The following is a 25833-nucleotide window of genomic DNA, read 5'->3' on the forward strand; positions in this document are numbered from 1 at the left end:
GAGCCTAAATTCTTTCGTATTGATAAATTTTAAAGCGGCATAGAATTTTATGAATTATCTTGCGGCGCTTGCGGTAAAATTTCACGCGGGTAGATACGGCGCGTTTAATTAAGATAACTATCTGCATAAGAGCGAAGCTATGAAATTTATCTAGTGCATAGCATCTAAATTTAAAAAGGGGCGAGAAATCTCCCGCCCCTGAAATTAAGTATAGGATTTGATTTTATAGATGTGTGAGCTAGGGCTTGCTCGCCTTTAAAACATAATCTCAAACCCTGCATTGATAGCCGCACCTCTTGTTTTGCCTACGTAGCCCTTGCCTCCTAGGCTAAGGATAAGGTTTTTGCTATCGTATTTATAGCCTGCTTCAAATACTCCGGTTGAACCCTTTAGGCTAGGCTTAGGAGCGTCAAGTCCCATAGTAGATGCTTTAGCATCCCCTTTAAACTCATACTCATATGCGCCTCCTACATATAAGTTATGCTCGTCTTTTAAATTTATAGTATCTCTAATACCCGCTCTTACTCTATTAGATGTAACGCTATCAAAGTGATATCTCTCGCCAGAGCTTATGGTAGCATCTGCATCATCTGTATAAGCATATAGCCATTTAGTATAAACGTCTAGTTTATTACTTTGGCTTAGATCAAAGATCTGACCTATTCCTATATGAGTAGCCATATAGGTTGAGCTTATATCAAACTTCTCATTATGAGCTAATACTCCAGGAGCTATGGCATAGGTCCAGTCGTTACTATTGTAGTCGCTACTTATCTTACCTACGTGAAAGCTTGCATCAAGGTAGGTACCACTAGTAAAGTTTTGCTTTAGCATCAAGCCTCCGCCTATATACTCACTATCTCCATCTGCATGTAGGCCGCTATCTAAGTAGCTATCATAGTTTGCTTTTCCGTATTCTACGAATACTCCGCTTAAGATATCTCCTGCGAAATTCTCAGTTAAGCTGGCAAGTCCTGCTGCTACTCCGTAACCTTTGGAATTTACGTGCGAACCAGTCTCATATCTTAGATCATAAGCTTCGCTTATAGCAAAAGGAAATAGCTCTAAGTGTCCGTCAGGTATTAGCTTATCTAGGTAGTTGGTGATTAACTCGCTTCCGCTCTTTAAGCTGGCTAAGCTTGCAGCACGGGTTTCTGCGAAGGATTTGGTATTAGAGCTTACGCGCGCGCTAGGAGCCGAGGAAGCATCAAAGCCTAAATTTAGATAATTGCCGCTTTGATAAATTTTAGGGCTATAGCTTAGGCTTACTCCTACATTTAGCGTTGCATGCATATTGGCTGCGTTAGGAGTTATAAGGCTGCCGCTTCCTTGCTTATTGATTAGATGAATCTCGCTGCTTGGACTTAACGGGCCGCTTACTCCGCTGATATAAGCCGTGATATTGCTTACGTTGCTTAGATCTGTGTTAGCGGTAGGATCGCTTAGAGTAAGTACGCTATCGCCTGCTCTAATAGAGCTGGGAAGGAAAAAATTTAGCCTGTCAAAGCCGCTAATATTTTTAGCGCTTAAGGAATTTACTGCCGCAGGAGAGCTATTGCTAGCTCCTATGTTAAGGGTGTTGCCGCTACCGCTTGCGCTTATTACGCCTACATTGTGACCGCTAATAAAATTTAACGTATTATTTGCGCCTGCTGCGTGGATATTTCTAGCGTTAAAATTCTTATCTTCCCCCGCTTTGCCTATATCTATGTTATTTCCGTTAAGACCGCCGGCACCTAGATATTTCTGTAGCTCATCCGCATCAAAGTCTCCGTTTATGCTCTCGTTAGTCTTAATAAGCTTTTGGATATAAAGCTCCCGCTCATCCTCGCTTATATGCATACCGCCTATGTTTCTGCTAAAGGTATTGGCATCTTTTATGACATAGTTTTTATTTAGCTGAGTTACGTAGCCCTTGTCTTTAAAGCGCGGATCATATCCGGTAAATTTACCGCCTCCGCTTTTATAGGCAAGTGTGTATTTCTTATTATCGCCATCTGGATAGCTTGCATTGTTTAAAGCGTTAAATTCGTTTGAGGAATTTACGAATATATCGGTACCGCTTAGATCGGTATTGCCAGAACCCGTCAAGCTTAAAGCTTTTTTGGTACTTGATGAAGCATCGTTTTCAATCTCGCTAAGGGAGGCTAAGTTAAATTCTAATTTATTAAAATTTGCAAAATTCCTCGCATTTAGGCCATTGCCCGAGTTTGAAGATAGGATATTTAGGCTATTGCCAGAATTGCTAGCGTTTGCGCTAGATACTCCGTATATCGTGCCTGCTACGCTGCCGCTTCTGAAATTTACTACGTTGTTGCTGCCGCTAGCGGCTTCCGCTGCGTAGACGTTGCCAGCAACTTGCGTGTTGCCGTTTAAATTTACAGTGTTGGAGGAAGCGGTGCCGCTAGCCTTTCCGCCGTATACGCTTCCGCCTACGTTTACCGAGTTAAGAGTTATGGTGTTGGAAATCGCGCTGTTTCCCTTGCCGCCTACCGCCATTGCTCCTACGCTGCCGTTGTTTATAGTTACGATATTGGATTTAGCTTCTCCGTTGCTAGTATTGCCGCCGTAAATGCTATTGCGGATTATCGTAGCATTCGTAGTTACGCTATTGTCGTGGACGTTTCCGCCGCCGCTACTGCTGTGGGTGATGCCCGCATTTACATACCCCACGTCTATTCCGCTTGCTTCGAAGGTTACGTGGTTATTATAAATTTCTTGTGGGGTAGCGGAATTTGAATACCCGCCGTCGATCTCGCCTATGCTGCTTCCGCCCTTGATCTTGGCGTAGTTATCGTGGACGCTGTTGCTTCCGTCGGTAGCGTCGTCTCTGCCCGAGCTTATGTTTTTGCCGCCTAGATTGCCTGCATTCTCCTTTATTATTACGGTGTTTCCTTTATTGCCGAATAGCTCAGTAGCGCCCGCAGCCTTGTTGGAATTTTGATTTTGCATTAGCTCGCTTTGATCGAAGTTGGGGTCTATCCAAGAACGAGTTAGTGTGCCTTTCTGCATAATTAAATTCTTATTGTTTTCGACTTCGATCGTGGTGCCGGTGATTTGATAGTGATCTTTGTCGGTAATCGTATAAATTTGATTATCTTGCACGGTTTGCGCGGCTCTAGTGATCGTGCCGCTGCCTGAATTATGGATTAGATAGTACTTTCCTTCGCCTAAATCTGATTTTATACCCTCTATCTTTGTGCCGTTTAAATTTGTATTGCCGCTAGTAGTTAGAGTAAGCGGCGCATCAGCTTCGGTAGTGGAATATAGATCGTGAAAATTTATAGAGCCGAAATTCTTAATATCTTTAGCTTTTTTAATGCCGCCGCCGACCCAATTTTCGATATGTAAGGTATTAGTTTTATCCGTAGGCTTATTGCTACCGTAGATTGTACCGCTTATCGTGCCGCCTCTAAAATTTACGTTGCTATTCTCGACGCTGCCGCTTGTAGCATAGCCTGCATAGACGTCTCCTGCTATCGTCGTTCTTTCTTTATTGATATAAACGACTGCATTTTTGACGCTTCCTGCGCGTGCGCCATAGACATTACCGCCGATATGCACGCCTTTGTTAGAATCGAACGCTCCTAGAGTAACTCTATCGCCGTCCGATTCGCCTGCAATGCCGCTTGCTGCCGCGACATCGCCTTTTACGGTACCTTTGTAAAGATCAACTACGCTTCGCGAGCTTGAGGCGCCGCCCAAAGAGCCCGTGACGCTGCCTACGATCACATCGTCGTTGTTGATTTCTACGCGATTTGCGCTCATTACGCTAGCACTATTTGCTTGACCGCCTACTACTTGGTAATTTTGCGCTTTTAGCTTTGCGCTTATGGATACGGAGTTTGCGCTAGAGCTTCCGCTTCCACCCGCTGCGCCCCAAATTCTACCGCTTCCGTTTAGAGTAATAGTGTTTGTGCTGCCATAATAAGGCACCGTTATATTGACGCTATTGTAGCTGCTTTTTCCCGTGGAGGATTGAGCGCCGAATATATCGAAGCTCCCTCTAAACGTGCCGCCTTTGATAGTTATTCTATTTGATACGGCATCACCGCTGCCGCTTACTATGCCGCCTACGATTACGTTTGTAACGGAGCCGTTGCCGATAGTACCCCCGTCGATCGTTACGGCGTTAGAGGAGGTTTTTTTGTCCGCTCCGCTTCTGCCGCCGATGATATTATAATGTCTATTTGAGCTACCGCCGAAGTTATCGGCATTTCCCGTAATTTCGGCGCCGTATTTTACAAAAACCTGATTTCGCGTCGCTTCGCCTTCGTTACCCGTTTTTGACGCCGCTATGCCTTGCCCGCCCACGACTAAATTTACCTTAGAGCCATTTTCTAAGCTCACGTAATTATCTGATACCCCCTTGGCTTCGGCGCCTATTGCAATACCCACGTAGGCGTTTGTGCCTCTAATCGTAAGTCTATTGTTGGAGGCAGAGTTTAACTCGGTAAAGCCCGCGATCCCGTCGCCACTTCCTCCACCGTAAATCACGCTGCCGGAGTAGTCCGTCCCGCCGCTTACAACGCCCGTAATCGTCGTAATATTGCCATTTGGGCTAGTGCTTCCGCTGCCGCTAGTATTGCCGCTAAATCCTGCCGAATAGAGGTTATTATGGGTATGGATAAGCGGCGGATTAGAATCTGCATTGCAAAGCGCTTGTGCGGGTGCTAGTGCGAGCACCGCTGCGAGGCTAAGCATAGAGGAGCAGATGGATTTTTTCATATATTGATCCTTTAAAATTCATAAAGTTTGCGATTATACATAAAAATAGATCAGTTTGCAATATGAAATTTTAAAGAAGCGCTGGTTAGTCTTTGACAGAGGGGGCTGCGTTTGTAATTTTAAGTAATAAAAATTTACTCTTTGCGCAGAATAAATTCCTGGCTGAAAAATTTAACCTTTTTTAGTGGGGGGGGGGGGGGGTATTTCGAGTGGATTGCAAGTGGTAAAAAAATCCTAGTAAAGAGATTTTGAGTAAAATTTGAAATAATAAAAATCTGAGCTAAATTTATTTTAGCAATTCCAAACTGCAGTAGAATTTATGCAGGGTAAATTTTAAAAGGACGAAACAAAAGTCTGCGCGCTGCAAAACTCAGTAGAATTTATGCAAGATAATTTTTAAACGAGCGGAATTTTATATAAATGCCGTTTCGCCCGCGAAAAAGCTTTTTTGAAAAATTTAAACAAGCAATATTGCGCGATAAATTTTATGTGATCCATTCTGCAAGAGCTAAAGCATAGCAAGCAGGAGATAAAATTTACGTGATAAATCTTGCGTAATAAATTTTAAAATGAGCCGCAAATCCTACAAGAAGCTGTAAATTCCATCTAGCAAGAAATATCTTTTATCCGCAGCGCCGTGATAAAATGGATTAAAGGTCCCTTCGTATGCCTTTTCAAAAAAGCCTTCTTTGCTTAGCTTTATAAGCTCTGCATTGACGAAGTCTAGTAGCTCTTTATTACCTTTCTGCACGCCAATACCCATGAAATCAGGCTTGCCTAGAGTTTTAAGCGGCACTTCTACCTCGCTATCGACTACCGGATATGCCATCGCGATTAGATTATCGGTCGCGTAGGCGTCCACGTCGCCGTCTTTTAGCATGCGGTAGCACTCTCTGGCGATCTTGCAAAATGTAAAATTTCCAAAACCCTCTTGTTTAAAAAATGCCTCGCCCGTACCGCCGCTTTCGAGTAAAATTCTCTTCTCTTTCAGATCGGCTAAGGATTTTATTCTATCGGCTTTGCGGGTTAAAACCCCAAGATTTACTGAAAAATACGGTGTTGAAAAATCGATCTGCTGCGCGCGTTCAGGCGTAATGGTAATCGTAGCGATGACGATATCTACGCGGTTGTTTACTAGTGCTGGAATTCTATCCTCGACCTTCATCGGCACAAGCTCGATTCTGCCGCCTTTTTCGCCGAAAAGATCATTTGCTATGGCCTGCGCCATCGTAACCTCAAAACCCTCAAAAGTTCCATCGTTCAGCTCGCTAAAAGGAGGCTGTCCGTCGTAAACGCCGATGCGAACGACGCCTTTTGATCTAATCTGTTCCAAACTATCGGCGAAAGCAACGATAAATGGTAGTAACATTGCAAGAAGCAATTTCATGGCAAATCCTTAAATTTAATCTCTTTTCCGCTTTCAAACTAAGCAGGAAATTTTATTTGCTAAAATTTTAAAAGCCGAACCCAAAATTTAAAGCAAGCTATTAGAGTATATTATAAATTCCATCTAGCAGAAAATATTTCTTATCCACCGTACCGCGATAGAATGGATCAAAGCTCTGCTCGTAGGCCTTTTTGAAAAAGCCCTCTTTGCTCAGCTTAATGAGCTCTGCATTGACGAAATCAAGCAGTTCTTTATTATCTTTTTGCACGCCGATGCCTATAAAATCGCTCGGCCCTAAATTTTTAAACGGCACTTCCAATATATCGTCGATGACGGAATATGCAAGCACGATGAGATTATCATTTATATAGCCGTCCGCATCGCCATTTCGAATCATTTCGTAGCATTCCTTAGCCGAAGCGCAATGGCCTAAATTTTTAAATCCTTTGTTTTTGAAAAATCTCTCTGCTACTGTCGCGTCGCCTTCGAATACGATCTTTTTATCATGAAGCTGCGCGATATCGGTAAAAGCGTCGGCTTTGCGCGTTAATACGCCCAAATTTACGGAGAGGTAGGGGAGGGAGAAATCGATCTTTCTTTTTCGTTCGTTTGTGATGCTAAATAGACCGATCACCAAATCAAGCTTATTTGCCTCTAAAAATGGAATTCTATCATTTACGCTTAGTGGGATGAACTCGATTTTGCCCTCTTTTTTGCCGAAAATTTCTTTAGCAATAGCGTTTGCAAGATCGATTTCAAATCCTTCAAATTTGCCGCCATTAGACTCGCAAAGCGGTGGATGGGCGTCGCGCACTCCGATGCGAATGACGCCGTTTTGTCTAATTTGATCTAGGCTATCGGCAAAAAGCGCCGCACAAAATAGAACCGCTATAAAAAGTAGTTTCATTTTATGTCCTTAAAATGGGATTTCGCATATTATCCGCTTATAATAAATGATGTTTTAGTCGAAGGCGTTAGATAAAACACTGCTAAATTCCGTCCTAAAATATAGCATAGAGCCCATCTAGTAAGAAATATTTTTTATCTGCAGCGCCTTGATAAAATGGCTTGAAAGTTTCATCGTAAGAACGTTCGAAAAAGCCCTGCTTGCTAAGTGTAACAAGCTCTTTATTTATCAGATCAAGCAATTCGGTATTGCCTTTGCGCACCCCGATGCCTAAGAATTCCGGATTACCTAGATTTTGGATTGCTACTTCTAAGTTGTCGTCGATAATGGAATAAGCTAGTACAATGAGATTATCGTTAACGTAAGCATCGGCTTTGCCTTGTTTAAGCATATCGTAGCATTCGGTAGTAATGGAGCAATGGATTAGATTGTGGATTTTATTTTTATACAAAAAATTTTCTGCTGTAGTCCCGCTACCCTCTACTAGGACCTTTTTGTTTGAAAGATCGTCTATACTTTTGATGCCATCGCTTTTACGCGTCAAAACTCCCAAGCTCATCGAGAAATATGGATAAGAAAAGTCGATTTGCCTTTTTCTATCTTGCGTTATCGTGATGGTCGCGACTGCAAGATCTACCTTATCGTTTTGTAATGCAGAGATCCTATCGCTGGCGTTTAAAGGGACGAACTCGACTCTACCGCGCTTATCACCGAATATGCTCTTAGCTATAGCATCTGCAAGGTTGATTTCAAAGCCTTCGAAATTACCACTTTTTTCATCACTAAAAGGTGGCCTACCATCACGAACACCGATTTTAACGACTCCGGCAGATCTGATCTGCTCCAAACTGCCCGCAAAAACATTGCTGCAAAGCGTAAAAATAATGCAAAAAAGTAGCTTCATAAACTATCCTTTTCTTAAATTTAATATTATCTCTTAGATATTGCGTGATTTTACCCTAAAATAGTTAAACATAACTTCAATTACATAATACGGATTGCTAAATCGGTAGTAAGAGAACGAGATTAGAATTTAAGAAACGATAGATAAATTTTATGAAGTGAAATTTAGCCGTAGCGAAATGTGGCGCAGGAAAGTATAAGCTTTGATTAAAATTTATCTATCGTAATTTACGGTGCAGTTTTTACTGTATCGGCATAGAATTTTAATTTGGAATTCATCCATCATACCTGCTTGCTTTTCGAGCTAGAATTTTTACGTCTTGCCTACGTGCCGCATATTTCGCAATAAAATTTTAAAATTTGCTTGGGTTGAAATGCTGTTTTGTGTTATAGAATTTTGCGGTATTTTAAAACTATTTTTCGCCAACTTCTACGATTTTGCTTAGCACGTATTGTTCTAGCTCGCGCCTAGGCACGTCATTTTTGAGCGCTTCGTTGTAGATATTTTCGACTATGCGGCTATATTTTTCGTAAGGAAAGTAGAGGAAATGGTTCGCCCAAGCGCGTTTGATGAGCTCGTGAGTAAGCTTTTTTCTAGCCCACGCTTTAAAGCAATCAAAGCCGATAAAAACCGCAGATGTTGCTATGATCGTAAATAAAATGGAGAAGTGAAAGTCGATCTTTTCAAACATCGCGTGCGTCAGCGTTATCAGAAACATAACGCAGACGAATGCGAAGCAAGCGAAGATAACGTAGGATTTGCCGTAGTTAAATTTAAAATTTAGCTTCGAAGGATCGACGAGCATTCCGTCGTTAAACTCGGCGTTGGCTTCGAGCAGATCACGGAAAAGCACGGGTTTATGCGATACATGAAACATAATATCTAAAAGTCTATCTTTAAAATTTGATTTATCCATCGGAGCTCCTTCGATTTTTGCGGCATTATATCTTAAATTAAATTGTTATAAGATAAAATAGCGCGAAATTTCAAGGAGCGATTATGTTTGAAATCAGCGGAATGAGCGGCGATGAGATAGTTTATATTAACGGCAAATTTTGCAAAGCCAAAGAGGCTGCGATAAGCCCTTTTGATCGCGGTTTCGTGCTTGGAGACGGCATCTATGAAGTAGCACCCGTGGTAAATTCTAAAATTTGCGACAGAGCGGATTTTTGGGAGCGCTTTGAGCGTAGCGCCGCGCAGATCGAGCTAAAGATCCCGTATTCTCGCGAAAAATATGAGGAAATTTTATATGAGCTCATCGCGCAGGGCGGCGTGAGCGAGGGCGCTTTCTACACTCAGATCACAAGAGGTGCGGCTATGCGCGATTTTGACTACGTCCGCGGCATAGAACCTAGCGTCTTTGCTTTTGTGTATCATACGCAAATTTTTGATAATCCGCTCGCAAAAGAGGGGATCGAGATCGTAAGCCTGCCCGAGATCCGCTGGCATAGGCGCGATATAAAATCGATCTCGCTTCTCGCGCAGTGCATCTTAAAGCACGAGGCCCACAAGGCGGGCGCTTATGAGTGCTTTTTGATCGAGGACGGGCTAGTTACCGAGTGTTCGAGCTCCAGCGCGTTTATCATCAAAGATGACGTCCTTATCACGCGGCCGCTTTCAAACGACATACTGCCCGGCATCCGCCGCAAGGTGATCTTAGGCCTTGCCGAGCAGGCGGGACTTCGTGTGGAACAACGAGCGTTTGGAATGAGCGAGGTTTATGAAGCCGATGAAGCCTTTATCAGCGCGGCGACGCTGATGGTGCTGCCGATCGTAAAGGCAGACGGCAGAGCGATCGGGGGCGGCACAGTCGGTAAATACGTACCGCGCCTGCGCGAGATGTACGCCGCGCGGCTAAGAGCCGAAGCGGGACTGTAATAGGGCGGTCAAATTTAGCCCGTTAAATTTAAACTATGCGGGCTGATTAAATTTTGCTTTCTAGCTCCCCGGTTATGTGACCCAGCTCGCTTACTAATTCTAAAATTTCAGACAGTTCGTATTGATGAGCATACGCTGTTCCGGTTGTCGGAGGTATGCTAAATAGCTCTGTTTCAAAGCGGTTCGGCGCGCCGTTTAGAAATAGGTAAAATTTATTATCCATAAACGCCGCACTTATGCTAAATTTATAGTAGCATCGCTTTAGCTCGTTTAGTCGCTCCATCAGCGCGGGCGTCAATAGATATCGAGCTTCGACCTTGTCATCAGTAAACACGCGAAATTCGCTATTAAAAATGACATTGTCCATTAGCTCCTTCTCGCCTAAAATTTTTGTATTTAGCTCGCGGCTCGCCAAGATGGTTTTGGCGTAAAATCTCTTGCCGAATTCGCATATCAGCACGCTGCCGTTAAAATCCATATACGCATCATATAAGCTCATTGCAAGCGAAGCTAGCTTCACATAGGTATTGTCTATGCCCAGATCGTAGTTCTTTTTGATTCTAATCGCCTCGCTAAGGCTAAATTTTACCCCATCCCATTCGCCTTTTATCTCATCTTCGCTGATAAAATCGGAGTTTGCAAAGATTCCCGCTCGCCTGAATTCCTTCGCGCTTATGCCGCGGCCTGGCGAATAAGTAAGCTGCGGATACGCCTGCGAGATCGCCGTGCGCACCAAAACTTTTTTGTAAAATAGTTTATATTCATAAGCGGCGTCTGCAATGCCGTCGTAAATGCAAGCAACATAAATAATCAAAAGCACCGCGTAGATAAGATAAACTTCGATCATCTTGTAATCCGTATCATCGTCTGTTTTAAATACCGCATCGATCGCAAACATCACGATAAATGGGAACAGATACAAAAATACTATCTTGGCATAGATCATCACTACCTTGCAAATACACTTTTTTTGTTTGGCTCTACTTAGCGCTATCGCCCTGTCTAGTTGCATGCGTTTCCTTAAATTTTTTGATCCGAAATTTTATAAAATTCGTTCTCTTGATAAAATTTCACCACAGCCTCGTCCGCGCTTACGTTGCGCTGCAAATACCGCAGCAAGGGCTCTGCGCGCGTATATATCACCCCGAGCCCCGCAAGGCTCGTCGCTCGCGAAAGCGCCACGTAGAGCTGCCCCTTGGCAAAGATCCTGTCGATGTCGCAGATGAGCTGTGGAATGCTCATGCCTTGGGATTTGTGGATCGTGATGGCGTATGCGAGCTTGAGCGGGAACTGATAATACCGCGCCAGCACGATCTGCTCGGCATCCGCGCCGCTCGCGGCGATCTCGCTTAGTTCGTATGTTTGCAGCCCCACGCGGCTTAGTATGCCCGAGGGCTTTTTTACGACCACGCTTTCGATCTCGTCGCCGGAGCTTTTTTCGATCTTTTCGACGACGCCTTGCTCGCCGTTAAAAAACTCGCCGCTTTTATTTGCGGTAAACAGCACCTTTGCGCCTTCTTTTAGCGTCAGACTTTGCGGCGTGTTTAGCGAGGCGATCCATTTTTGAATTTTCTGCTCGCTCACGCCGCTTTGCAGCGCTTCATAAACGCCCTCAAAGCTGCTCTGCGGCGCATTAAGCTTGGCTAGTCTGGCGTTATTTATCGCATCTACTTCGGCGTTTCTACCCGAGATTATCGTAGCGTTCGGCTCGGCTTGCGCGGCATCGATGAGCAAAGATCGCATCAGCTCCGCCGTCTGCTCGCTTGTGATGCCGAGCCGCAGCTCGCAAAGCAGGCGGTATAGCGCCGCATCTGCGGTGCGCTTAGAGCCTATCATCTCGACGTAAAAAAACTCGCACTGCCTCCACGCGTACGATCCGAAGGCGTAATCCGAGTCGCTAAATAGGCTCGCGCGCGGCGCGCTCTCACCCTCTTTACGCACCGGCGGAAGCTGATAAAAATCGCCCGTGACGAGCAGCCGTCCGTTAAATTTAGAATTTGAAATTCTAAGATAGATCATCTCGAAAAGCTCGGCGCCGATCATCGAAATTTCATCGATCACGATGAGGTCTGCGAGGGCTAAAATTTTTCGCAGCTCGCTTAGTTTGCCGCTTTGTTTGCGATCGAAGCTCTTTAGCTCCTCGTGGTTTTTGCAAATGCCGAAGCGGAAGAAGCTATGCACGGTCACGCCGCCGATCTCTACGGCGCTGATGCCGGTGCTGCCGAGCACGATGACGAGCTTGCCGCGAGCGCGGTAGTTTTCGATGACGCTTTTTATTACGTAGCTTTTGCCCACGCCTGCGCCGCCCGTGATGAAAATATTGCGATCTTTTAGCTTTTGGATTATGAAATTTATCAAGTTTTTTCCTATTTTTTGGCAAAATTATAGCCAAAATTTTTTAAAAGGCATTTTGTTTGAAACGACTAGTATCTCTCATCTTCGCGGCTTTAATCCTTGCAGGTTGCGCCACCCATAAGTTTATCCCGGAAAATCCCGCGGTTTTAGATCTTGATTACGCTCAAAACAGCGAGCGGCTGCCCGCTCCCGCCTCGGTGCAAAACATAAGCGGAAGCGCGTTTAAGAGCCGCTATTTTAAAATTTGGTTTGACGATGCGCCGATTAAAGCCGAAATCGACACGTTTTGGGGGCTTAATTACGCCAAGGGACGCCACTTTGACGCCGCGGGCAGGATATATAACGACGCGATCTACCAAAGCATCCGCATAAATGCGAACGAAGAGGCATTCGGGCTAATCTCCGTGCCCGCGATAACGGTAAAAAATGCGCTTCTGCGAAATATCCCAAGCGATCTGCCGATTTTCGGCGATCCGAGCGAGCCGGGGGAGGGAGAGCCGTTTGATTACGCCGCAAATTCCGCCGTGGGCGTGGGCTATCCGATGCTGCTGTCGCATTACAGCAGAGACGGTGCGTGGGCGTTCGTGCGCAACGACGGCGTGTGGAGCTGGATCAGAAGCGACGCGATAAAGCGCATCAGTCCGCAGCAGGCGGATATCTATGCAAATTCTAAATTTATAACGATTCTGCGCGACGGCGCAGTCGTTTATGATGAAAGCGGCACGGAGCTTTTTAGAGCGCGCACCGGCACGATCCTGCCGTATGATTTTAGCGGCGAGCGCGATCTTGGCGGCACACTCGGCGTACGGAGCGGTTTCGGCGGCGAAATTTTAACGCAGTTTGGCGGCAAGAGATATTTCGTCAGCGCGGAGGATGCGAGGCTTTGGCCCGCGCCGCTTGATGAGCAAAACTCAAAGATCGTAGCCGCTAGCCTGCTCGGGCAGAAATACGGCTGGGGTGGGTATAAATTTCTTCGCGATTGCTCGCTTATGACGAAAGACTTTTTGGCAAATTTCGGGCTGTGGCTGCCGCGAAATTCCAAGGCGCAATCAGCTCGCGGCGAGCGTTTTTCGCTGGCTGGGATGAGCGCGGATGAAAAGCTTAGCTTCATTGGCAAAAACGGCGTGGCGTATAAAACGCTGCTGTATATGCCCGGCCACGTGATGCTCTACGTAGGGCAGGTGGACGGCAAGCCCGCGGTGCTGCACGACATCTGGGGGCTTCGCACGATGGACGGCGGGCGCGCAGTCATCGGGCGCACGGCGATTACGTCGCTTACTATCGGCTCGGATCGAGCGGACATCGCCGAGGATCGCCTGCTGATCTCGCGTATCAGCGCTATGAGCGTGCTTTCGGGCGAGGATGACGCTATCTCGGACGATCGGTTCGGCTCTGCAGATTTCGGCGCGAATTAGGCAGCGCCTCGTAAAAAATAAAGAGCGGGTTATGGGCAATGGCCTCAGAAAAAAGCAAGCGACGAGAACCGGATGCATGTAAAAAAGAGCGAACCGCGCGCTACTGAGATGAGTGCAAGCCGTCGCCGCTATCGAAAAACGATGTCTTGTTTGTGTATGCAGGCGCGAACTGCTCGCCGCTATGGATAGAAGCTCGCGGGTATAAGCGCGCTCGCCGCCGTCCCTTGCAAATCGCTTCGTCTAAAACATCTCCTCTTGTGTAGTTCTTACTGGCGATACGTTTGCTGTTTCGTCGTGTCTGCTCGGCGTATCGCTAAATTTTACATTTCGTGTCTTCATCACCAATATACATATCCTTGCGCCGTCGGTAAAATTTTGCTTTAAAATTTCGTTTGAAATTTTAAAGGAGCCGTCGCGAGCCAGGTAAAATTTCATTCGCTCGGCCCTTAAAATTTTAAGAAACGCTTTTTCGCTAAATGTGCAGACGGCTCTAAACGCGCCCAGACTTCAGCCGAAGCTATTTTTGCCGCAAGCGGGAGCGTGCGTCATTTGCCGTCTAGGCCCAGGCCGTGCAGTATGTATCCAAGCTCTGCGCCGCCTACGAGGATGATTTGGTTGCTTGCGTTGCAAAGCGAGGCTACTTTGCTTACTTTCTCCGGCAGCTCGACGACGTTTTCGAGCATATCTTTAACCGTCCTCGGCTCGCCCGCGGTGGCGTTTAGACAAAACGCTAGAAACAAAGCGGCGACGAGCGCCAAATTTTTCCTTACGAACATACTCTCTCCTTAGTGCCAAAATTTTATAAAACGTCTAGAACTGCGGCATGCCCTAGGTTTTACCCTCCCCTTAGAAAAACAAAAAATATCTCGGCGTTTTGCGTTTATACTTTAGATACTCCTGTCCGTAGGCTTGCTCGCAGTAGCGCTCCTCGCCGAGGACTACGAGGTGGTTGTATATGGCAAAGGGCACTATCGCTATGAGTAGCCACAGCGACGCCGAGGCGATACAAACGCCCGCTATGCCGAGGAAATAAAAGAAATACATTGGATTGCGCGATAGCCGGTAGATACCGCTCTGTGCAGCTCTGTCCGCAGGGGCCGCCGCATAGTCGTAAAAAGCCTTGATGAAGCCCGCAAAAGCCGCTACGTAGATCACCGCTCCGATCCAAAACCATGCGCTGCCCGTCTTAAGCGGCACGAACACCGACAAAATGAGCAGCGCTACTTGCAGCAGCGAGCTTATGATCGCATTTCGCTTATCCGCGAGCGTGTACCACGAGGTATCGGTGGCGCGCTTGCCGACCTCTTTGTAGATAAACATATACGTGAACTGTATCAACACCATCGCAAATGAGGGTTTCCAAGCGCCCGCTAGAGCAGGCTCAAGCGTCGTAAAAAATGAAATTTCCATGACCGCCCCTTTAGCTTTAAATTTTATATTGTAGCTTTGTTTTACCCTTGTTTGCTTGCCGTTGCTTTGCCCTTTTTCGCCTGCCGTGGGTTTAAATTTTATTTCGCCTCGCACCGCCCGTTTGACATACTGCGGCTATGTTTGCTCGGCACGCGCCCGCCTAGGATGTCGCTTCGGTAAGGCAATACGATAGCGACGCCGCTCATTTGGGTATCGACGCGCCGAGCAATGATGAGATCTGCGCTTTATGTGGACGGCATCCGCACTTCAACGCGCCAAAATGCGAGATAGCGGCGCTTGTTTTGACGATACGACGACGCCCGCCCGTATGACTAGATGATTTGTCTATCCGGTGTCGAGATAGGACGGGCGGCCTGCTCGGCACCGATGTGCGTTGCACGATGAAACATTCTGTACCGATGTGCCGCCACTGATGAGAGATTCGGCACGGATGCTTCCTACTAGGTGCGGCGCTGACGCCGTTGCTTCGGTGCCGCGTCTTATTTACCCTCCGGGCTAAGTCCTTTTAAAATATATCCAAATTCCGTATCGCTTAGCTCGTAATTCATAAATTTTTTATAAAACGCCTTCGTTTCGGCTTTTACGTCGATGTCGGCAAAAAGCTCCGGCTGGATAGTTTTGGCCGCCCATAAAATTTGAAGCACCGTATCCGCGCCGTATCGATCCCAGTTGAAAACCCCGCGCGGATTGCCGTAAACGCGTCCATTTTTGACCGCATCCGTGCCGCTGTAGATCGGGCTAGATTTGATCTTCTCTACCGCATCTTCGTTGTGATCGCCGCCCACGATTATGATCTGCGGGTTGCTAGCGATGATCTCCTCGGCGGTGATAGTCTTCATCGGGCCTTTGGTGGCGGTGATCGCATTCGTTCCGCCGGCCAGCTCTATCCACGAGTCGATCAGCGTGCCCTTGCCGTCGATCTTTAAAAGATCGCTCCCGCCTACGATGTGAAGGACGCGCGGACGCTTATCGGGGCTTAAATTCGCGGTGCGGCTGCTAACCAAAGCGATATTTTTATCGAGATTTGAGATCAGATCCTTCGCTCTTTGCGGTCCGTCGCCGCCTAGCATATCGCCACACATCCTGATGCTGCGCCTCATCTGCTCGTAATCGCTAAAGCTCGCCTTTAAAACGGTAAAGCCCTGTTTGGCTAAATTTTCGCCTGCCAGTGCGGTTGGAACTATGACTACGTCGGGGTTGCGGCTCATCAGCTCCTCTAAATTTACATCGTTATTTTTTAGCAGCACGGGGATCTGCACCAGGCGCGGATAAATTTTAAGAAACCACGAGTTTTTGCTAATGTTATCGGTGGTAGCGACGATCTTATCCGCTCCGCCCAGAGCCAGTAAAATTTGATTGTTCGAGTGCCAGAGTGCCGCGATACGCTCAACTTTTGCGGGGATTTTGACCTCAGCTCCGTCCATATCCTTGATAGTTCTAAGCTCTGCCGCGCTCGCAAAAAGCGCACCCGCCAAAAGCAGTAGTAAAAATTTTTTCATTTTTTCTCCTAAACGGTATTGAAATATATGTCGCGATATTACAAAAAACCTCATTAAAATTGCGTAAATTTTAACCGCTGTCGCCGCGATTATTTATTATTTTTCAAAGTAAATTTTTATATAATCCATTTTAAATTTAGCATTTTTAAAGGAGAGAAAATGGGTGAAATTTTATATTTGATAGGCGCCGCCGTCGGGGTTCTAATCGCGCTTTTTATCATCGTGCCGCTGTTTTTCAGGCGCATAGTGGAGACGAATGAAGTTCATATCGTCCAAAGCGCGCGCAAGACGACGAGCTACGGCAAAGATACCGGTAACGGCAACAGCTATTATGAATTCCCAAGCTGGGTGCCGGTGCTGGGCGTTACGAAGATCGTTTTGCCGGTCTCTGTTTTTAGCATCAAGATCGAGGATTACGAGGCGTATGATCTAGGCAGGCTTCCTTTCGTCGTCGATATCACGGCGTTTTTTAGGATTATGGATTCAAATTTAGCTGCGCAACGTGTCAATAATTTTGAGGATCTTAACAATCAGCTTAGAAATATCATTCAAGGCTCGATCCGCTCGATCCTTTCGAGCCGCGTGCTTGAGGACATCTTGCAGATCCGCTCCGAGCTCGGAGATGATTTTACCAAGGCGGTAAAGACGCAGCTGCAAAACTGGGGTATCGAGCCCGTTAAAAACATCGAGCTAATGGATATCCGAGATAGCAGCGGCAGTAAGGTCATCTTAAACATCATGGAGAAGAAAAAATCCCAGATCGAAAAGGAAAGCCGCGTCGAAGTGGCAAACAACACCAAGCTCGCCCAGATCGCCGAGATCGAAGCCGCACAGGCAACCGAAGTGCGCCAGCAGGAGGCCAATAAGATGGTAGGCCTTAAAACCGTCGAAAACGAGCGAGAGGTCGCGATCTCAAAGGAGCAGGCCGAGCAGCTCATCAAGGATCAGCAAAAGATCACGCAGGAAAAGGCGATGGAGGTCGTGCGGGTAAACGACGTCAAGCAGGCCGAGATCAAAAAGCAAGTAGAGATCGTAAAGGCCGAGCAGGAGCAGCGCAAGATCGAGATCGACGCCGAAGCGCGTAAAAACGCGAAAATTCGCGACGCCGAAGCGATCAAGGAAAATCAAATTTTAGTAGCGCAGGGCGATAAAGAGAAGCAGTTTCTCGCCGCCGCGGCGCTTTTGGAAATGAAGGACAAAGAAGCGCAGGGTACGCTAAAGATAGGCTCTGCAGAGGCCGAGGCGCTTAGGCTAAAAGAGCTCGCACCCGTAAACGCGCAGATCGAGCTGGCGCGCGAGATCGGCGAAAATCAGGGCTATCAGACCTATCTCATTTCGATCAAACAGATCGAAGCGAACCGCGACATCGGACTAGAGCAGGCCAAGGCGCTAAGCTCGGCGGATCTTAAGATCATCGCAAACGAAGGCAGCGTGGGCGAGGGGATGAGTAAATTCGGCGAAATTTTAAGCGCCAAAGGCGGCACGCAGCTAGCCGCGATGCTTGAAGCGCTAAATCAAAGCGAGGTCGGCAAAAAGGTGCTGGATAAAATTTCAGGCGCCAAGAGTGAGGACAAATCCGAGTAATATTCGCAGCCTGGGGCAAGTAAAATTTTAAATTTATACGCTAGCAGCTCTGCAGACGAGAGTAAATTTGAGTAATAGCTGGTGGCACAGCGCGGGATGAGTAAATTTGAGTGATCTGTCCGCTCGGGCGGTTTACCTACTCGCATCGGATAAAATTTAAGGCGCTAGCGGAATTTTAAAGATTGTGAAATTTCAAATACTCGCGAAATTTCGAATTTCGCTGGAATTTAAAACGTCGTGAAATTTTAAAATGCCGTGGAATTTTAAAACATCGCGGAATTTAAATGCCTCGAAATTTTAAATGCTAGTAAAATTTTAAGCCTTCCGTGCGTAGCGTTTGGAAGCGGTGCGGTATCGCAAGTATTCGCAGAGCGCCGAAACTGCGGGTAAATTTTAAAAAATTGGCAAAGCGAGATTTAAAATTTAGGACGCGCGGCTACCTGCAATAGGCTACGCTTAGCGGTTATCGGTTGCCGCCAAATGATTGAGCTTGCTGTTTATCGGTCAAATTTTGCCGCCATGCGAGGCTAAATTTATTCGGTTCGGATGAAATTCAGGAAGCGCGCGGCGTTGGCGCCAGCGTAAAATTTAACCCGTCTTCATAAAATTTTAAGGAGCGCACGATGACAAACGCCGTAAATTCCGCGCAGTACCAAGCGCGCATCAAACAGGCGGAAACTCTTTTCGAGGGGCGAAATTTTACCCGGTGCCAAACGATAAATTTAAGCGGTGGATATGAGATCGTAAAGGACGCATATAGGCTCGGCGCGACAAGCTTTAGCGGCGGCGAATACACGCTGTTTGATGCTCGCAAAATGCAGATAATAAGCTGGCGCTGTATAGACGATAGGGCGGAATTTTTTAGCCTGATCCGCCACGCAGACGGCAAATTTTACCTCGTCTTTCGCCAGGATCTATACGGCTACAGCGTGCTTGATCTAGCCTCAGCGCAGATCATGCGCTTCGTGCCGGACGCCTGGCTAGACGGCAAGGAGAGCTTCATTTGGGACGGCGTGCACTATCTGCGGGGTTGGGACGCGCTGGCCGCGCGCGGCTGCTACTGGGCGGCTCCAAACGGCGTGCATTTGGTGAGCTTTGCCGAGCCGATGAATGAAGAGCAGAGATATGTAGACGTTTTAGACTGCATGCAGGGCGGTTACGACATCTACGAGCAGGCTGATTTTGCGGGCTTTGAGGGTAATGAACTGAGCCTGAAATGCTTTCGCGCAGGCACCTTACTATATGAAAATATAAAAATTTCGCGCGAGCGCTACCGCGAATGGATGCGCGGAGCGAAACAGCTATAAGGCTTAAATTTACTAAATTTTGCGTTTAAATTTAAAGGCTTGCAAAATGGTAAAATTTAAAACAAGCCGCAAAAAGCGGAATTTTGAGAGATCAAAGGGGCCGAGAAGGAATACGGATGTTTTTTGAATACATTTTAATCGGCGCCTGCGTAGGCTTTATCAGCGGATTTTTTGGCATCGGCGGCGGCACCGTCGTGGTGCCCGTGATGATGCTCTTCGGCTACGACGTCAAGTACGCCATCGGCATCAGCATCATGCAGATGATCTTCAGCTCGATTTTCGGCTCGTTCGTAAATTTTAAAAGCAAAATGCTCGACGTCGCGCCCGCGCTGGTGCTGGGGCTCGGGGGCTTTTGCGGCGCGCTTAGCAGCGGCTTTATCGTAAGCTATTTTTCGTCAAAATTCCTTCTGGGCACGCTTATTTTGGTGCAGATCATAAATTTAATCAAACTCTTTAAAACCCCGACCGAGCCCACTGGCGAGGCCAACGAATCTAAAATTTTGCTCTTTATCGTGGGGCTGTTCGTCGGCGCCGTGGCGATCAGCGTGGGTATCGGCGGCGCGGTATTCGTGATGCCTATTTTGATCAGCTTTTTAAACTACGACATCAAAAAGGCCGTCAGTACGGGGCTATTTTTCGTGATATTTTCCTCAAGCGCGGGCTTTCTGAGCCTTTCCGCGCACGGGCTCGTGTACTACAAGATCGGCGCGTTGCTAGGCATCGGCTCGCTAGCGGGCGTTTACGCGGGCGTCAAAACCTCGCACAAGATCGGCAAAAAGGCTCAAAAGCGCTGGATGATCGCGCTTATCGTCACGATACTTTGCGTGACGATCAAAAAATTTATCGTCCTAAACTAGCGCTATTCGTTTTGCCTGTCGCGCCCAAATTAGGCCTAGAGCGTGCTTTAAATTTTAAAATTTAAACTCCGTCCGTTTGCGCGAGTGATTTTTGAAATTCGTATTTGAAATAAAACATCCACGCGAGCGGACAGAGGATTATTAAAATGACGGCTACGACTTCGGCGGCTTGCGCATGAAATATTACGAATAAGACACCTATGTAGTTAAGAACATAAGCAAAACCCCAAAATACCGCGTTTGAGCGGTCGTTTGATATTTCGGTTGCGACCAAATAGATGCAAATGCAAATTAGCGAGGCAATCAAAAAGGCTTCAAGGACACCTAGCTTTTGGTAGTTTACGTCCGAAGCAAAATAACCCAGTGCGCAAGATGCCAAGATTATCGCGAGTAAAATTTTGCGTAAAATTTTAAGCGATTTGACTTCGGGCAAAGCATAGATTATATGCGCGCAAAGAGCTATAAAATAGGCACCTGCGACAAAATCAAAAAATATGTAATAAGCGAATTCTCCAAATATCCCCAAATCATAGCCGCTTCCTAAAATTTTTTCATCTATGACATATAGCGCACCGAATTTCGCCGCTAAAAACGCAGCCGTAAGCAGGATCGGATGCAGCAGCGCTCTGCCTGCGAGCAGATCCGCGCAAATGCGCTTCAGGAAATTTATCAATCTTTTCACGCTAGGCTCCTTTGAGATTTCGCCGCTTGCGGCGTCTTTCGTGAAATTTTCGCCCGTCTGGTTTAAATTTGATCTTAAATCGGGATAAATTTTAGCTTGAGAGCTTTTAAAAGTCGCTTAGAGGCAAAAGCGGTGAATTTGCGTGCTTGGAACAGGTCGCGTATTTTGAAATTTGCGCCGTTCAAATCATTTCCTATCGCAAGCTGTTTTCGGACGAGCACATATTGCGAAAAAGCGCGGATAAAAAGGGCATCAACTAGCTCGTCCGTCCGCTCGTAGTATTTAAAATTTTATCGATCTTTATAGTTTGCGGCGGGGGTTTGCACACAGCGAGGTTTGCGTGCGGCCGGCTTGCTTGCGGTATAGATTTGCATGTAGCGTGGTTTTGCGCGGCAGATTTATGCGTAGCGAGGTTTATGTGCGGCCAGGTTGCGCGCAAGCGGCGGGTGGATTAAATTTTGATTTATCGTTAGCGCGGGTGCGCCCCTTTTCGCAGCGGATGCGAAGCGGGGCGCAAATTTCGTAAATTTTAAATTATTTCGGCGGATCGCCTAGCTCAAAGCGCAAAATTTACGCGCCTATAATCACAGCCGACAAAAGCCCCCATAAAATGGCTTCTATCGCTAGCACCGAGTGAAGTACGGCCTTACTCATCGCTTCTCCTTTATTTTTAATTTTATTATTTGCCAGACTCGGACCGCCAGAGGCGTGCCCGATCGATCTATGGGCGGGATTATATAAGGTGATTGTGTTCTTAATGTGTCTTTTAAAATTTACGGCGAAATTTTTACCGCCTGTCGTAAAGTGCGAGCGAGCGGCGGCAGATTCCAGGCAAAATTCAGCTACCCGCGTTAAGGCGCGGCAAATTTAAGCGAGCCTGCCGCCCGCCGTAATGCGCGGTAAAGTCGTAAAGGGCGGCAAAGTCGCAGCGTACGGTAAATTTAAAGCAGATTTCCGATCTCGTCGCGGCACGCGAGGCGTCCGCGGCAAATCGATATAAAATTTAAAGCAGAATTTTATGTGAATGCGGCGCGCGACACGCCCGCGCTTTTTTACGCCGTCAAAGCTTGCATCGGCCAAGATTGCGCCGTCAGGGCCCGTATCGTCAAAGCTTGCATCGACGCGACTTCGCCTGTGGGGCGAAATTTTACGGCGAGTTACGAATTGCAAGACGCTGCTCATCCGCGCCGTCTTGATTTGAAATTTAAAGCGGAATTTTAACGCGCGCCTCGGTTCCGACGCCCGGTTCGCTTTCGTATTCGATCTGCCCGCCTAAAATATCGAGCGCTCTGCGTACGATGCTAAGCCCAAGCCCGCTGCCAAGCTCCTTATGCGATTCCTCACACTGATAAAATCGGTCAAAAATTTTATCCAGCTTCTCGCGCGCGATGCCGATGCCTTCGTCTTTGATGCTCACCTGCGCAAAGCCATCGCAAGCGCAGCAACGGACGAAAATTTTACCGCTCAGCTGCGAGTATTTAAGCGCGTTTTCGATCAAATTTCGCCAAATTTGATTTAACAGCCCCGCGTTTGATCGCACGCTAAGCGGCGTTAGATCGAGTTCAAACTCGTGCCCTTCGTAGCTTTGGCTCAGTGAGATGATGCATTGCCGCAGCTGCTCGTCGATACGTACCGCTTCATCTAGGCGGATCGCCGCGCCGCTATCAAGTCTCGTTAGCTTTAGCATATCGGTGCAGAGCTTGCTTAGGCGGTTTGCTTCCGCGCCGATCGAGGCTGCGTATCGCACCGCGCGCTCCTCGCTCACGCCGCCCTCTATCATCTCGCTTAACGCGGCGATCGAGGAGATCGGCGTTTTCATCTCGTGCGAGACGTTTGAGACGAACTCCTTTTGCAGCTGCTCGTGCTTTTGCAGCTTCTGCGCCATTTTATTGACGTTTACTACGAGCTCGTCCAGCTCGTGCATATAGAGGTAATCAGTGCGGTACCTGTGTATCTTGCGCTCGGCGCGCGCCTCAAAATCGCCGTTTGCGATCGCGGTAATCGCGTCTAGTAGCCGCTTGATCGGGCGGAATAAAATTTTAAGCCCGAAGTAAAGCAGGGTGAAATTTAGCGCCATCGTGATTAAGCAGATGATCGCACACAGCGCCACTCCGTCCCAAAAGCCGCCGATCTTGCCGCCGATGCCTATGTAAAAAAGCATGCAAACCGCAAAGCAGACGATGAAATTTATCACGCCGAATGCGAGCGAAGAGTAAAGCGCGATGAAGCTTTTGAGGCTGATGAGGTATTTTTTCATGCTCGCTCCTTTTTTACGGCTTTGTAGCCGAGCCCGCGCACGGTGATTATCTCAAAGTCCTTGGAGTTTTCAAATTTCGCCCGCAGCTTTTTGACGTGCGTATCGACGACGCGCTCGTCGCTGTCCGTTTCGTAACCCCAAATTTCGCTCATTATCTCAAATCTCGTAAAAATTCTGCCCGCGTAGCTTAGCAGCAAAAACAAAAGACGAAATTCCTTTGGCGCTAGGCTTATCCGCTCGCCCTCGGAGCGGACGCTAAGCGTATCGTAGTCAAGCTCGCTTTCACCGATGAGAAGCCGCTTTTCGTTTGCGATCTTTGCGCGCCTTAGCAGCGCATGCACGCGCAGCACGAGCTCTTTTAAATTTATCGGCTTGCTCATATAATCGTCCGCGCCGCTTTTAAAGCCCGTCTGCATATCCTCGATCTCGCTTTTTGCCGTTATAATCAGTATCGGCTGGCTCTTGCCGTCGCGCCTAACGTATCTGCTAAGCTCAAAGCCGTCCATCTTGGGCATCATCACGTCCGAGATGATCAGATCAAAGTGCGCCTCATCTAGCACCTCTGCCGCCTGCTTGCCATCGAAGGCGCAGCTCACGCTAAAACCCTCATCAAGCAGCTTCTCCCTTATCGCCGAGCTCAAAGCCTCGTCGTCTTCGACCAGTAAAATATTAAGCATAATCGCTCCCGCTTTGCTAAATTTATGCGCTTAAATTTATACATAAAATTTTAAGAAATAATGAGATATTATACGTAAATTTTTTCAAGGAGTAAAGAATGAATTTCAAAAAAACCATATCGGTTGCTGTTATTGCAGCTTCGGTGCTGGCGCTATTTAGCGGATGCGCGAAAGAGAGCTCTCGTGTAGTGCAAACCCCTACGGTAGCGAGTCTAAACACTAATTACTCGGGCGAGCGGATCGCCGTGTCGGTAGGACGCTTTAACAACCAGTCCTCTTACAACAACGGGGTGTTCTCCGACGGGGAGGACAGATTGGGCAACCAAGCGCAGACAATTTTGATCTCAAGCTTACAACAAACAGGACGTTTCTCGGTGCTTGACCGCACGAATATGCGCGCCATCAAAGAGGAAAGCGCAATCTCCAAAAGCGCACAAAACTTAAAAGGCGCCAGATACGTTATCACCGGCGACGTGACTGAATTCGGCCGCAAGACGACCGGAGATCATCAGCTGTTTGGAATTTTAGGCAAGGGAAAGACTCAAACCGCGTATTCTAAAGTAAATTTAAACATCGTTGACGTCAGAACGTCCGAGGTGGTCTTTTCGACTCAGGGCGCGGGCGAGTATGAGCTGTCAAATCGCGAAGTGCTAGGTTTCGGCGGCACTGCGGGCTATGATTCGACGCTAAACGGCAAGGTGCTAAGCCTAGCGATCATCGAAGCGGTCAATAATCTCGTAAACGGCCTTGAAAACGGCGCGTTTAAAGTGAGATAAGGATTAAATTTGAAAGCGAGTAGCACTCTTGCTCTTGCTGCTGTGGCCGTGATCTTTTGCGGCTGCGGCGGCGGGAGCCGGAATCAAATTTATTACTGGGACGGCAGCTACACGGACTCGACCTATCAGTATCTGAAGCAGGAAGGCGACGTAGGCGAGCAGATCGAAGCGCTTGAAAAATCTATCCAAAAAGCATACGAAAAGGGACTCAAAGTCCCGCCGGGGCTTTATTCGCATCTGGGACTTTTGTATCTAAGCGCGGGCAACGGCGCGAGGGCAAGAGAGAGCTTTGAAAAAGAAGCTCAGGCTTTCCCTGAATCAAAACCGTTTTTGACCTTCGTTACAAACCCCGCCGCGCTTAAAAAAGCTGAGGCTGCAGCCAAGCCCGGCGCCGATAAAGCCCAAGGATCAAGCGGACGCGAAGCCGCCAAAGCAGCCTCTGCGAAGCAAGGCAAAGCTGCCGCAAAGCAGGGCGGCAAAACGAATAAAAAGGCTAAAAAATGAAAAATAAAGCTCAAATAGCTATTTTTAGCGTATTCGTGGCGCTGTTTTTTAATGCGTGCGCTCTAAGTGAGCCTGAAATTTATGACTACTCGGCGCTTCAGCAGGCTAAGCCTCGATCGATTTTGGTGCTAATGCCGAGCAACGAAACTACCGAAGTGGACGCAAGTGCTGCCGTGCTTGCCAACGCGATCTATCCGCTAAGCGAAGCGGGGTATTATGTATTTGATCCAGCGCTCGTGCATGAGACCTTCAAAAATAACGGAATTTACGAGGCTAGCGACATCCAAAATGTCTCCGCGCACAAGCTAAGACAGATTTTCGGCGCAGACGCCGTGCTGTATCTGAACGTCGTCAAATACGGCACTTCGTATATGCTTATCAAAAGCACGAACGTGGTGGCGGTCAATGCCAAACTCGTGGATTTGCGAAGCGGCGCGATGCTCTGGGAGGGCTCGGCGCAGGTCAGCGACGACTCAGGCGGAGGCGGTAACAATCTCGTGGGTATGTTGATCTCCGCGGTTATTAAGCAGGTTAGTGATACGATCACCGATGCGGGATACAAGCTCTCTGCGAGCGCAGATGCGATGCTGCTAGGCCAGAACTGCAACAAATGCTTGCTCTACGGCCCGTATTCGCCACACTACGGACAGGATAGACAGCTTGGCGGCGGAAAATAAATTTTAAA

At 47.4% G+C, this 25833-nt stretch carries 23 protein-coding genes; 9 read left to right on the plus strand and 14 right to left on the minus strand.

All coding sequences use genetic code 11. From position 1 onward, the window contains the following. Positions 1 to 255: 255 nt before the first annotated feature. The 5 genes from QZ367_RS02370 to QZ367_RS02390 all read right to left on the minus strand — a co-directional run bounded on the left by QZ367_RS02370 (position 256) and on the right by QZ367_RS02390 (position 8842). Complete coding sequence (locus tag QZ367_RS02370; protein ID WP_291936839.1) at positions 256 to 4728, minus strand: hypothetical protein; 4473 nt, start codon at positions 4726 to 4728, stop codon at positions 256 to 258. A 583-nt stretch (positions 4729 to 5311) separates the two neighbouring features. Continuing rightward, the gene (locus tag QZ367_RS02375) at positions 5312 to 6115 is read right to left on the minus strand and encodes a transporter substrate-binding domain-containing protein (RefSeq protein ID WP_291936842.1); all 804 of its coding nucleotides are present in this window, start codon (positions 6113 to 6115) and stop codon (positions 5312 to 5314) included. A 100-nt stretch (positions 6116 to 6215) separates the two neighbouring features. After that, complete coding sequence (locus QZ367_RS02380; RefSeq protein WP_291936845.1) at positions 6216 to 7022, minus strand: transporter substrate-binding domain-containing protein; 807 nt, start codon at positions 7020 to 7022, stop codon at positions 6216 to 6218. A gap of 94 nt (positions 7023 to 7116) precedes the next feature. Then, positions 7117 to 7926, minus strand: coding sequence for a transporter substrate-binding domain-containing protein (locus QZ367_RS02385; RefSeq protein WP_291936847.1), 810 nt, complete (start codon positions 7924 to 7926; stop codon positions 7117 to 7119). A 412-nt stretch (positions 7927 to 8338) separates the two neighbouring features. Continuing rightward, positions 8339 to 8842, minus strand: a complete 504-nt coding sequence (locus QZ367_RS02390; protein WP_291936850.1) for a hypothetical protein — start codon at positions 8840 to 8842, stop codon at positions 8339 to 8341. Positions 8843 to 8925: 83 nt separating this feature from the next. Between QZ367_RS02390 and QZ367_RS02395 the strand changes: the two genes are divergently transcribed. Continuing rightward, positions 8926 to 9804: an aminotransferase class IV gene (locus tag QZ367_RS02395; protein WP_291936854.1), complete on the plus strand. Its 879-nt coding sequence runs from the start codon at positions 8926 to 8928 to the stop codon at positions 9802 to 9804. A gap of 46 nt (positions 9805 to 9850) precedes the next feature. Here QZ367_RS02395 and QZ367_RS02400 read toward each other — a convergent pair whose 3' ends face one another. Together QZ367_RS02400 and QZ367_RS02405 are read right to left on the minus strand one after the other, a co-directional pair. Next, positions 9851 to 10816, minus strand: coding sequence for a DUF3137 domain-containing protein (locus QZ367_RS02400; protein WP_291936857.1), 966 nt, complete (start codon positions 10814 to 10816; stop codon positions 9851 to 9853). 8 nt (positions 10817 to 10824) lie between these two features. Beyond that, positions 10825 to 12162 carry an AAA family ATPase gene (locus tag QZ367_RS02405; RefSeq protein ID WP_291936859.1) on the minus strand — a complete coding sequence of 446 codons (1338 nt, stop codon included), beginning with the start codon at positions 12160 to 12162 and terminating at the stop codon, positions 10825 to 10827. A gap of 56 nt (positions 12163 to 12218) precedes the next feature. On the opposite strand from QZ367_RS02405, the gene QZ367_RS02410 reads away from it, so the two are divergent. Next, a complete protein-coding gene (locus QZ367_RS02410) occupies positions 12219 to 13574 on the plus strand; it encodes an SH3 domain-containing C40 family peptidase (protein ID WP_291936862.1) in 1356 nt (451 codons plus the stop codon). Between the two features lie 240 nt (positions 13575 to 13814). On the opposite strand, the gene QZ367_RS02415 is transcribed toward QZ367_RS02410, so the two are convergent. The 4 genes from QZ367_RS02415 to QZ367_RS02430 all read right to left on the minus strand — a co-directional run bounded on the left by QZ367_RS02415 (position 13815) and on the right by QZ367_RS02430 (position 16504). Beyond that, complete coding sequence (locus tag QZ367_RS02415) at positions 13815 to 14009, minus strand: hypothetical protein (RefSeq protein WP_291936865.1); 195 nt, start codon at positions 14007 to 14009, stop codon at positions 13815 to 13817. Positions 14010 to 14119: 110 nt separating this feature from the next. Further along, complete coding sequence (locus tag QZ367_RS02420) at positions 14120 to 14350, minus strand: hypothetical protein (protein WP_291936868.1); 231 nt, start codon at positions 14348 to 14350, stop codon at positions 14120 to 14122. A 70-nt stretch (positions 14351 to 14420) separates the two neighbouring features. After that, positions 14421 to 14984: an isoprenylcysteine carboxylmethyltransferase family protein gene (locus QZ367_RS02425; protein ID WP_291936871.1), complete on the minus strand. Its 564-nt coding sequence runs from the start codon at positions 14982 to 14984 to the stop codon at positions 14421 to 14423. A 500-nt stretch (positions 14985 to 15484) separates the two neighbouring features. Continuing rightward, entirely contained in the window at positions 15485 to 16504 is a 1020-nt protein-coding gene (locus QZ367_RS02430; RefSeq protein ID WP_291936874.1) for an ABC transporter substrate-binding protein, read from the minus strand. Between the two features lie 159 nt (positions 16505 to 16663). Between QZ367_RS02430 and QZ367_RS02435 the strand changes: the two genes are divergently transcribed. The 3 genes from QZ367_RS02435 (at position 16664) to QZ367_RS02445 (ending at position 20252) form a co-directional block, all read left to right on the plus strand. Beyond that, complete coding sequence (locus QZ367_RS02435; RefSeq protein ID WP_291936877.1) at positions 16664 to 18088, plus strand: SPFH domain-containing protein; 1425 nt, start codon at positions 16664 to 16666, stop codon at positions 18086 to 18088. A 623-nt stretch (positions 18089 to 18711) separates the two neighbouring features. Continuing rightward, positions 18712 to 19395, plus strand: coding sequence for a hypothetical protein (locus tag QZ367_RS02440; protein ID WP_291936880.1), 684 nt, complete (start codon positions 18712 to 18714; stop codon positions 19393 to 19395). 116 nt (positions 19396 to 19511) lie between these two features. Beyond that, complete coding sequence (locus tag QZ367_RS02445) at positions 19512 to 20252, plus strand: sulfite exporter TauE/SafE family protein (RefSeq protein ID WP_291936883.1); 741 nt, start codon at positions 19512 to 19514, stop codon at positions 20250 to 20252. A gap of 61 nt (positions 20253 to 20313) precedes the next feature. On the opposite strand, the gene QZ367_RS02450 is transcribed toward QZ367_RS02445, so the two are convergent. Next, on the minus strand, positions 20314 to 20934 hold the full coding sequence (locus QZ367_RS02450) for a hypothetical protein (RefSeq protein ID WP_291936886.1): 621 nt from the start codon (positions 20932 to 20934) through the stop codon (positions 20314 to 20316). Positions 20935 to 21954: 1020 nt separating this feature from the next. Here QZ367_RS02450 and QZ367_RS02455 point away from each other — a divergent pair. Further along, the gene (locus QZ367_RS02455; RefSeq protein WP_291936889.1) at positions 21955 to 22155 is read left to right on the plus strand and encodes a hypothetical protein; all 201 of its coding nucleotides are present in this window, start codon (positions 21955 to 21957) and stop codon (positions 22153 to 22155) included. Here the strand turns inward: QZ367_RS02455 and QZ367_RS02460 are convergent. Together QZ367_RS02460 and QZ367_RS02465 are read right to left on the minus strand one after the other, a co-directional pair. Further along, complete coding sequence (locus tag QZ367_RS02460; protein WP_291936891.1) at positions 22139 to 23191, minus strand: HAMP domain-containing sensor histidine kinase; 1053 nt, start codon at positions 23189 to 23191, stop codon at positions 22139 to 22141. The genes QZ367_RS02455 and QZ367_RS02460 overlap by 17 nt on opposite strands. After that, positions 23188 to 23868, minus strand: coding sequence for a response regulator transcription factor (locus QZ367_RS02465; protein WP_291936894.1), 681 nt, complete (start codon positions 23866 to 23868; stop codon positions 23188 to 23190). Before QZ367_RS02465 ends, QZ367_RS02460 begins: the two co-directional genes overlap by 4 nt. Positions 23869 to 23966: 98 nt before the next feature. On the opposite strand from QZ367_RS02465, the gene QZ367_RS02470 reads away from it, so the two are divergent. From QZ367_RS02470 to QZ367_RS02480, 3 genes are read left to right on the plus strand one after another with little or no spacing between them, the layout of a single operon-like run. Further along, positions 23967 to 24644 carry a CsgG/HfaB family protein gene (locus tag QZ367_RS02470; RefSeq protein WP_005870708.1) on the plus strand — a complete coding sequence of 226 codons (678 nt, stop codon included), beginning with the start codon at positions 23967 to 23969 and terminating at the stop codon, positions 24642 to 24644. Positions 24645 to 24653: 9 nt separating this feature from the next. After that, complete coding sequence (locus tag QZ367_RS02475; protein ID WP_291936901.1) at positions 24654 to 25148, plus strand: DUF4810 domain-containing protein; 495 nt, start codon at positions 24654 to 24656, stop codon at positions 25146 to 25148. Further along, entirely contained in the window at positions 25145 to 25825 is a 681-nt protein-coding gene (locus tag QZ367_RS02480; protein WP_291936904.1) for a DUF799 domain-containing protein, read from the plus strand. Before QZ367_RS02475 ends, QZ367_RS02480 begins: the two co-directional genes overlap by 4 nt. Positions 25826 to 25833 lie beyond the last annotated feature (8 nt).

This window comes from Campylobacter sp. (assembly GCF_019423325.1).
Classification (GTDB): Bacteria; Campylobacterota; Campylobacteria; order Campylobacterales; family Campylobacteraceae; genus Campylobacter_B.